The sequence below is a fragment of the Arthrobacter zhaoguopingii genome (assembly GCF_009828595.1).
Lineage (GTDB): Bacteria > Actinomycetota > Actinomycetes > Actinomycetales > Micrococcaceae > Arthrobacter_D > Arthrobacter_D zhaoguopingii.
This window is the reverse complement of sequence record NZ_WPNY01000013.1, coordinates 89,851-97,771: the sequence shown is the minus strand read 5'-3', so window position 1 is coordinate 97,771 and position 7,921 is coordinate 89,851. Positions and strand designations below refer to the sequence as shown.

Here is a 7,921-nt window from a genome sequence, read left to right as displayed (position 1 = left end):
GTTTCCTTGAAGGCGCAGAACGGATCGTCGAGACGAACGTGCTTGGTCCGCTGCGCCTGATCGCGGCCTTAAGCGAGCACCTGCAAACCCGGCCCGAGGCCACTCTGATGACCGTATCGTCAGGGCTGGCACACACCCCGCTGGCCCTCACGCCGACGTACAACGGCTCCAAGGCCTTCATCCACCGGTTCACCGAGACCATCCGGCTCCAGTTCGCTGACACCCCGGTTCAAGTCATCGAGCTCGTCCCGCCAGCCGTGCGTACCCAACTCATGAGCGGCGGGTCGCAGAACGAGCACTACCTTCCACTGACGCATATGTGGACGAGGTCATGGCTCTCCTCGAGACCCAACCCGAGGCCAGGGAAATCCTCGTCGACGCCGTGAAATTCCTCCGTTTCTCCGAAATCGAGAACCGCTATGACGAAGCAATTGCTGCGCTCAACCCCTCGGTGAAGCTCAAGGTCGCCGACAGGTGAGGCGGCAGATGGTTCTGCTGACCGCCGCGGACCTGCGCCGCACTTGAGTAACGTCACCCGGTAACCGGGGTAACCGGCTTGGGACCGCAGCACCAATAATGGAGGGGTGGGTTAACGCCGGGCGTGGTTGATGTGGGTGACCGGTGTAATCGCCTACCTCATCGCCGTGACCCAGCGGACGAGCTTCGGCGTCGCGGGGCTTAAGGCGACCGAACGCTACTCGGCCAGCGCCTCCGCACTTTCCATCTTCACCGTGGGGTGTGGCGTGGATGGCGGTTCGGGGCAGGTGATGCGCGCTCGAGGTTCCCGCCTGGCGGCGAACCGCCCCGGCACCTGCGGACACAATGACCACCATTCCTGATGTGCCTGATCGGCTGGGCCTGCTGTGCAGGTGGGTATTCCCGCCCTGCACAGCTTCCGCCGCTGCTATTCTGCGGTCAACTCGTCGGCCATCAGTTCTTCCTCATCGGCGTGGACTTCCTCGAAGGTCTCCGTGTCCTCGTCTTCCTCGGTGTCCTCGTCCGGTTCGTCTGACTGCTTGGTGCCGTCGAGGAGAATCTGCTCGACCGCACTGGCCGTGTACCCCCATGCGACCAGCTGGGTGATGTAGGCGAGGTGGCTCCCGGCCGGTGAGCGCCATGAGTCCTTGGCGGTGGTCTCTTCATACCCTGCGCACACCAGCGCGATTAGGGACACCTCGGGGCGGGCGGTTGTCTTGGCCACATGGTCCCGCAGCGGGTTCCACCCCTACGTGTCCTTGCCCTCGGTCTTCGCCCCGGCCATCTCGGCGGCCACTGCTGGCTCGTACCCGCTGGCGACCTCTGCGTGGTGGGTCAGGGCGTAGGTGGTGAAGTACTGCCAGCCCTTGGGTGCCTGCTTTTTTCACATGCCGGCCGCTCAATCGCGGTCCTGCTGCCGGAGGTCACTTCAGCGAACAGATCCGATTCTGCACCCGTGCTGCATTCAGCGCGGCGAGCTGCAGCTTTGCCTCCTGGGTCGATGTAGTGATGCGGGTATAAGCGATACGCTTTGTGTCCCCAGTTTGAGTCAGAAAGTCCCAGCGATGGCACTCGTGAAACAGATGGTGTCAAGAGGAGTTCTCGAGACAAGGGCATCCCGTCGTTCCGGGTGCTCGACGTCTAGACTGCACATCGATCATGTGTCTTAGAAGGCTTTACGTTCTTGAGACAGTGTCTGGACGTGCGGAAGACCCGGCTGTGGTCCGACTCCACGCTTCAACCGGACAGCTAGTGGATGCGCCACTCAATCGTCTGCCAATTGAGCCTACTTGTGATGAATGACCGCGCTGGAACTGTCCTGATCTGGAAGGGGAGCTTTGGTCGACCGTTCTTCTTCTTTGGTAGCCCATTCAGGACTAAGTCGTTACGAGCGAAGTGGCAGGCGGAGGCCGCGAACTCGAGGTAAATAGTCGAATTCGCGGTGGGGACTGGCTTGCGGGTGACGCATTAGCAGGACGGGTCAGGGACTTCATCATCGCGGCGCATTTCGCTCTTTTCCACCCCAAGTGATCACTAATATCTGCGCAGTATGGGCAGCGCGTCTCAAGCGTCGGGATGGCATCTGGCCGATGTGGCGGAGCGAGAGAATCTGTCATGCAGTTGTGGGCCGCTTGGATTATGAATGGTTTGAGGGGAGGTGACGTTGTGGTGGAGAGTCTGGAGACTGTGCATGTCGTGGGGCGTGCCCGGGACTCGGTAATGAGCGCGGGGGCCACCCGGTCACGGCCGCGGTTGAATTTCTCCGGCAGGATCGGGTTGTTCACGGCGAAGAAGCGCCGCACCCAGTCAGTGGGGGTTCGGCATTCTTTGGGAAGGCCTCTGGTGGGGAAAGCGGGGGTGTGGACAGTGTCCACACCTAGGGCTTCGGACCGGGCCGTACATCGGCCGGACCGGGCCGGATTGGGATGTTTTCGGGGGAGCCCAGTGTTTGCAAGGGCTGGAGTCCGGTTCGAGTCCCACTTCGGGCACGTGTTTCCCCTAGTCAGAGGCCCTTGGTTCTCTGACTGTGGACAGCCGGCCCAATTCTGCGGTCCGGGTGCCGGTTCTGGTGGCTGCTTGGAGTTTTCCTGGGGGCGGGTCACCTCCTTTCTGTCGCGAGGCACGGGTTGGGCGTTCTTACTCCTTCATGGGGGAGTGGCGGTGTGGGTGCATGACTTCGGTGGGATTTCTTAACCTGGTGATCCCCCTCGAGCGGCTCAGGGGAAGCAGTCACCGAGAATCCGTGCTGAAGTTGCACTCCTGCGGACACCACTCCAAAAGTACTGCAGCGCAATCAAGGGAAACCCGCCCGGATCGACGCCACAGGGGCCGTAACCACAGGTCAGTACACCCGGTCCGGGTGTCAGGTGCCCTTGAACGCCGTTCAACGAGCATCGGGGCAGCATCAGGTAGCTGGAATGCTGGGAACGTGACAACTCACCCTCCGACGCCGAGCAGTGTGGGTCAGTCCAAGCTCGCGATCAGGGCGCCAAGGCGTGCAAGCATCCCCGGAACAGCCTGACATGCATCGTCGCCGAACCTAGGTGCAATACCTCCAATGAAGGCCGCGGACAATGAGATGAGCTTCCCACGATCCGACTCGGGCGACTCGGCCTCCGCCCTCATCGCCTGCATAGCCGCAACCGCGGGCGAGGGCGCGTCACCGAGATTCGACAGCTCGCGCTGAAGCTCGGCCGGTACCGCTGCCAACTCCGTGGACGACTCTGCATCGAAGGTATTACTGGACTGAACAGCATGGTCACCTGCAGCAGCCACTCCCATTGTTCCGATCACATCTAGTCGAATGCGCATTCAGGACGCTACCGTCGAACCTTAATTTCGGGATGGTTCTCCTCGACCCAGTCGGCCATCCGGTTGCCGCGTCGCTTGATGAACTTCAGCGACGCCTCCCGGACCTCCACGTACTCATCCGTGGTGACCGGTACGCCCGAGCGCTTGAAGTCCTCGCCATGCTTTAAGAAGAAGTCAATTTTTCCTTCCCGCGTCACGAGGTCCTGGAAGTGGAAGAACTTCACGAACTGCTCGAACGTGCCGAAGAGCGCAAAGAAGTCTGCGTAGTTGGTGGTGACATCCTCGAGAGGGCTGCCTGGTTCCTCGGCGTAGTGGCGGCGGATGCACTCGAGGGTCAGGTCCATACGGTCCGCAATCTTCCCGCGCATTCCTCGTGCGGTGTTCATGGTGGGCCGGTGTATCTTCCTGACGGGCCAGATCATGGCACTGCCGATCGTGTACGGCGGGTTGAAATAGCGAAGCTTCTGCTTCTCGCTCAACCCGGCCTTGGCCTCCACCAAGGCTTTCGGTCTGCTCCACTTGGTGTAGGAGTTTGTGATGGCGTCGCTGCCGAACGTGAATTTCTTATCCGAGGCCTGCTCGAACATCAGGTAGTTGTTCCGACGGGTCTTCGGGTCGCTCGGCTCCGTGGGCGCGAAAAGGACATCGGAACTCAGTGCCTTGGTCCACAGCAGCTCGTGATTAGTTTTGAGCTTCTGACTGTGGCTGTCCGGGTCCTTCCCTGTTGGTACATCGGACTTGCAGTCGAAGGTGATGTCGAAGACGCGCATGAAATGGAGTGTATGTGCGCCTCGGTCTCGAACCACGAAACCTACCGTCGAGTCAGTCGCGCGCGTCGCAGATGCCGGTGGCCGGCAGCTGGAGCCCGCATGAGCCGCCGGCTGAGGTGAGCCTTGTACTCGCGAGTCAGCGTTGGTCCGGCGTCGTCCGGCAGGTCCGGACAGAACTGCCGGGGGTGTTCGGTCAGAGCAGGACGGCCAGAGTCAGGGCCCATGCTGGGGCGCGAGGGCCCGCCACGCATAATGGACTGGGCGGCACAGATGTGATCCGCATCAGGGGACTGTCGCGAAAGCAGGCGGTCCGGTCATCGAATGGGGAGCAATGACGACAGCATGGGTGGTGCGTCTCGGCACCGGAGGATCCAACGTGGACGAGCTGGTCGAGGCCGGCTATCTGGGTGTCGACTTCGTCCAGGACCACGACATCAGAGACCACCTTGGGCAAGGCCCGGAGGCCTTCCGGAAAGCCATGATCCCGGTGACCATCGGCCTCCATCGTGGCATGTCGAAGATAGTTGCAGCGCAAGCGATGGGAAGCCTGCACGCGGCGGCGGAGACCATGGCGGTTGGAGATCTTGTGCTCGCACCGACGGCCAGTCCCATCCGCTACCACTTCGGAATTGTCACCTCGGATTACGAGTTCCATCCCCGAAAGGTGCTGCCACACCGGCGCCGCGTCGACTGGAGGGGGTCCTTCGACCGGTCCTTGATGAGCCCGAGGCTGGCCTCGGCCGCCGGGACCCCGCAGACCATCAAGAAGCTCTCACCGGAGCACGCACCCGAGCTGGTCAGGCTCACGCGCCTCACCGAAATCGGCTCACCGCCGGCGTCCTTCACGCATGCCGGCTCTGCGGAGGCTCCCACCCTGGCGCCAGCCGGCGAGGTCATCCCGTCCGACGTGCAGGATCCGCTGGCCTTCCAGATGGAAAAGCAGCTCGAGGACTTCCTGGTGCACAACTGGAGCCGTACGGCCCTCGGCCGTGACTACGACATCTTCTCGACCGAGGACGAGGGTGACATTGGTCGGCAGTTCAAGACCGACATCGGCCTTATGGACATCCTCGCCATCAGCAAGGACCGCACACGGCTGCTGGTTGTCGAACTCAAGCGTGGCCGCGCCAGCGACGTCGTCGTGGGCCAAATCCAGCGCTATATGGGGTACGCGAAGGCAATCCTTGCGGAGCCGGGTCAGAGCGTTGAAGGGGTTATCATCGCCCAGGAAGATGATGCAAAGATTCGCTACGCACTCTCGGTCGCCGCAAATATCCGCTTTCTGCGCTACCGCGTGGAGTTCCACCTCGAGGAGTAGTCCGGCCGGCTGAAACAGGCACGAAAAGGGGGCCGTCCGGTGCGGACGGCCCCGTTTCAGGGTGTTTTGCCGGGTCGGGCCGCTTCGCGGTAGCGGGCTTGGATGTTCTCATCGACGGTCTGGAGGCAGGCGGTGTTCGCCAAGCGCTCCCACTGCTCACGGTTCTCGTCATGCCCGCGCGACGCCATCTCGTCCTCGATGTCATAGTCGCCGCCGTCGATGATGAGCTCGTAGTCGTAATCCGGGCTCAGGACGTGCTCGGTGTTCGAGTAGTGCTGCATCTCGTTGTGCACGGCGACGTGGATCAGTCCGGCATAGTGGGTGCGGCGGTCATCGCTCAGGTGCGGCAGCTCGTTCTCAAGCATGCGGAACGCGTCCCTGCGGTGATCCACGGCCTCGCCGTCGGCCATGTAGTCCGGGTGCCACTCACGGATGTCATCAGCCAAGCGGGCGGCGCCGAGGGTGTCCTTCACCGGTGACTTCGGAATCTTCAGCAGTTCACCGGTGAGCGCGGTGCCGTAGGCTGCCTCGAACTCGGAATCGAAGTCGGGTGCTTCCGGTGCCGCTGGTGCAAGGCTCAGGGCTGGCTCGGTGTGGGTGGTGGCGGCGACCTGGCCGCTGGCTGTTACTCCGGAGGGGTGCGGGTGATGTCCATACCGTCATGTGTGCGGCAGCGCCGCTCAGGCGCTGCACCGTCGGCACGGCACTCCCCGCGCGGAAACGTTCCCGGTCAGTAGAGTCCAGTGAAGGAGCCGGACACGGGCCAGCCGGAGGCAACATGCTGCAGCGACGAATGAGACGAAGAGGTACCAAGTGGGGAGCAGGACGGACAGTATCCGGCAGCAGGTCACGGACAAGGCGAAGGATGCGACGGCTGCTGTCGGAGCAGCTGTCACCGTGCCCCTCGTGGCGAGCTCGACCCTCATAGGAGCCGTGTTGATGGATCCTAGGCTCAGCGAAGTCCTCGAACGAGGAACGCTCGAACTACCACGGCTGGTCGGGACGTAAGGGACCGGAAAACCGATCAAGGGCTTCGTCGGGGTCGCCTTCGACAGGTCGGCCCGAGCATGGTGAGGCAATGGACCCCTGTGGGCGGGCGGCAGGGGTATCGCAGGCGGGGATGCCACCCACGACCTGGTCGTCAAGACCGTTATCGGCGCTGTCAGCGCCGGCTTGTTGACCGCCACGATCGCATACGAGAAAGGCAGAGAGGTCGATGCTGCCTCGGGAGGCCCTCGCAGTGCGGACCTGCACCGCGTGCCAGGGATTGCTGCCGCTGGCAGAGGCAGGAGACACCCCCGCAAGCTCACTGCGCCCACATTGCGGCCACACCGTCGACGTGTCGGCCCAAAACAAGCCCGACGAAAGAGGTCTCTGGCGATCACCGGGGGCTATTTTCGTGTCCGTTCAGTCGAGCAGGGGGATGTGCTCGGGGCAGAATGCTGTCACTCCGAACTGGTTGATCGAGTGCAGCTCTTCGAGCGTGTACTTCGCTCCAGCAGCGCCGGTGATCAACTGGTCCACCACAGGGTCACCGCCGGGTTTGCTGTAGACGAGACAGAAGTTGCGAGCAGCCGCGACGACGTCCGCGTCCGGGAAGTTCTCCAGGTTCGGGTGGACTGATCGCACGCGCGACAGGAACGCCTGTTCGGCCAGCTGTTCCTCAGTCAATTCCGGTGTGGGTTCTGCGGCAGGTTCAGCGTCCAGCTCACGGGTGCACGTTGTTTTGATGCCAGCGGTCGCCGATTCGTAGGTCCCGTTGTCCAGCTGAAATCGGCCCCTATCATCCCAGGCTTGGGTGAATTCGTCGAAGATGCCTTCCAGTTCACTGATGGGTTTAGCAAGCTCAGGCTCGGCCCTGGCCCCAACCTCACCCAGGCGGGCGGCCAGTACGCCCGCCTCCGAAGCGGTGTCGGCATCGAGGGATTCGACGTTGAGCAGGAATTCCTCGGCGTCCTTCGCGACTGCGCTTGTTCCGAAGAGCGACAGGCATGAGTCGAGAAGGGAAACAGTGGCCTCATCCGACTCGAAGGTGGCTTCGGCCGATGGTGTCGCCGAGGCAGCAGTCTCGGAAGTCTCGGTAGGTGCCGGTGCCGCTTGCTCTGCCTGTCCGCCACACCCGGCCAGGAGCAGGGCGGCTGCCACAATGAGGCAAATCGATCGTGATGCTTTCAAGGGTCCCCCATAAGAAGTTCTGCGGCGGTTGACCGCGCTGCCGCGTCCTTCACGCGGGCAGTGCGCTCATCGTATAGGTCCCGGCGGTTGCTATTGTTCAGCCGAGGCCGGACGCGACGGCCAGGCTCACCGCCCAGGGGACTTCTTGAGGCGGTCGATGAACCGCTCCGCCGCGTCTTGATCCTCATGGGTCAGCCGTCTGGACGGCTCCGGTATGACCAGCAGTGACTCGAAGCCGACGGCGGTAGATGCTTCGTGGCGATGCCCCTGAATGATAGGCCTTCATCCTCAACCGGTGCTCGCGCTCCGGGATGGTCATCTCCAACGTCGGACCGATCGGCGGAAAGGCCCAGTCCGGGCTTCACACGGT

Annotated in this window: 8 protein-coding genes; 4 read left to right on the top strand and 4 right to left on the bottom strand. The window is 62.6% G+C overall.

Translation table 11 applies throughout. The features are described 5' to 3' along the window. Window positions 1-386, top strand: a 386-nt coding sequence (locus GVV86_RS15660; protein WP_246670013.1) for an SDR family NAD(P)-dependent oxidoreductase, incomplete at its 5' end; no start/stop codon positions are given. Window positions 387-614: 228 nt separating this feature from the next. Further along, the gene (locus GVV86_RS15655) at window positions 615-839 is read left to right on the top strand and encodes a hypothetical protein (RefSeq protein WP_159618780.1); all 225 of its coding nucleotides are present in this window, start codon (window positions 615-617) and stop codon (window positions 837-839) included. Window positions 840-904: 65 nt separating this feature from the next. Here GVV86_RS15655 and GVV86_RS18930 read toward each other — a convergent pair whose 3' ends face one another. Further along, the gene (locus GVV86_RS18930; protein ID WP_159803314.1) at window positions 905-1,201 is read right to left on the bottom strand and encodes a hypothetical protein; all 297 of its coding nucleotides are present in this window, start codon (window positions 1,199-1,201) and stop codon (window positions 905-907) included. 2,095 nt (window positions 1,202-3,296) lie between these two features. Continuing rightward, window positions 3,297-4,058, bottom strand: coding sequence for a DUF6994 family protein (locus GVV86_RS15645; protein ID WP_159803313.1), 762 nt, complete (start codon window positions 4,056-4,058; stop codon window positions 3,297-3,299). A gap of 331 nt (window positions 4,059-4,389) precedes the next feature. Between GVV86_RS15645 and GVV86_RS15640 the strand changes: the two genes are divergently transcribed. Beyond that, window positions 4,390-5,376, top strand: a complete 987-nt coding sequence (locus tag GVV86_RS15640; protein WP_201291474.1) for an endonuclease NucS domain-containing protein — start codon at window positions 4,390-4,392, stop codon at window positions 5,374-5,376. 56 nt (window positions 5,377-5,432) lie between these two features. Here the strand turns inward: GVV86_RS15640 and GVV86_RS15635 are convergent, their stop codons facing one another. Next, window positions 5,433-5,849 (bottom strand): hypothetical protein, encoded by a 417-nt coding sequence (locus tag GVV86_RS15635; protein ID WP_159803312.1) that lies wholly within the window; start codon window positions 5,847-5,849, stop codon window positions 5,433-5,435. A gap of 340 nt (window positions 5,850-6,189) precedes the next feature. Here GVV86_RS15635 and GVV86_RS15630 point away from each other — a divergent pair, with 340 nt between their 5' ends. Beyond that, window positions 6,190-6,384 (top strand): hypothetical protein, encoded by a 195-nt coding sequence (locus GVV86_RS15630; RefSeq protein WP_159803311.1) that lies wholly within the window; start codon window positions 6,190-6,192, stop codon window positions 6,382-6,384. Between the two features lie 399 nt (window positions 6,385-6,783). Here GVV86_RS15630 and GVV86_RS15625 read toward each other — a convergent pair whose 3' ends face one another. Beyond that, entirely contained in the window at window positions 6,784-7,551 is a 768-nt protein-coding gene (locus tag GVV86_RS15625) for a hypothetical protein (protein ID WP_159803310.1), read from the bottom strand. Window positions 7,552-7,921 lie beyond the last annotated feature (370 nt).

Bases quoted from the DNA above. Each gene is read 5' to 3' on its own strand.
- GVV86_RS15645 (WP_159803313.1), bottom strand. From the start codon at position 4,058: ATGCGCGTCTTCGACATCACCTTCGACTGCAAGTCCGATGTACCAACA.
- GVV86_RS15640 (WP_201291474.1), top strand. From the start codon at position 4,390: ATGACGACAGCATGGGTGGTGCGTCTCGGCACCGGAGGATCCAACGTG.